The sequence below is a fragment of the Rhodoplanes sp. SY1 genome, assembly GCF_046000175.1.
Lineage (GTDB): Bacteria > Pseudomonadota > Alphaproteobacteria > Rhizobiales > Xanthobacteraceae > Rhodoplanes.
In genome coordinates this window covers 1-846 of the sequence record NZ_JBEOMB010000314.1, presented here as the reverse complement: position 1 = coordinate 846, position 846 = coordinate 1, and the positions used below count along the sequence as shown (strand labels likewise).

Below are 846 nucleotides of genomic sequence, written 5' to 3'. Positions count from 1 at the left end.
GACGCCGGCGGCACCGGCGCCGCATCCGTGAAGGCGACCGGCGTGAACAGATCGGGCGTGCGGAGGTCCTCGGGGATGCCGCGCGCCTTCGCCTGGCGCGCCCAGTCGTCCGCCGTGTAGGACGCCATATAGGCCGCGGCCGCGGCCAGATTGTAGACCCGGCAGTCGAGGAAGTGATTGCCGACGCCGGAGCGTTCCTTCCACACCTTGCGCAGGCGGCCCCGGTAGCGCTCGTCGGCCAGATACTCGGACGTGAGCTGCTTGAAGTAGTTCTCGTCGAGGAACGTGCCGAAGTGGCAGAAGCCCGACGGATACTGCGCGACGCCGCCCTCGAACTTCGCCTCGCGGGTCAGGTACGTGTAGTGCTTGGCCTTGAGGTCGTAGGTACCGACCACCCGCACCTTCACGCCGCCCTTGATCTTGCGGCCGCGGTAGTCGACGTCGACGTCGGTCGCGGTGCCGAGCGGCGGTCGGTTCCAGCCGTCCTCGCCCTTCACGGCCTTCGTGCCGGGATGGCGGCGCGTCCACTCGTAGACGGTGTGGGTGCGGTAGCCGGAGTCCACCAGGAACTCGTCCGGCCGCCAGCGATTGCCCCACGCGTCCGGCCAGTCCTTCGTGAACACCTCGGTCAGCGCCAGCCAGGCGCCCTCGTCCACATCCGTCGTCGAGCCGTCGAGATAGTCGGCGTCGACCACCCAGGTCTGCCGGTCGGGCGCGTGCGCCAGCACCTCGTAGTAGATGCCGCGCATCTGGACGTCGCAGCCGATCGTGAGCAGCAGCGCGCCGGGCGGGACCTGGCCGCGCCGGTAGTCCTCGCGCCGCTGCATCAGGATGGCGTGATCGGTC

At 69.5% G+C, this 846-nt stretch carries 1 protein-coding gene; it reads right to left on the bottom strand.

What is annotated here, in order from left to right; translation table 11 throughout:
* The coding region (locus tag ABTU92_RS29335; RefSeq protein WP_408095077.1) for a terminase gpA endonuclease subunit at positions 1-846 on the bottom strand (846 nt) is incomplete at both ends.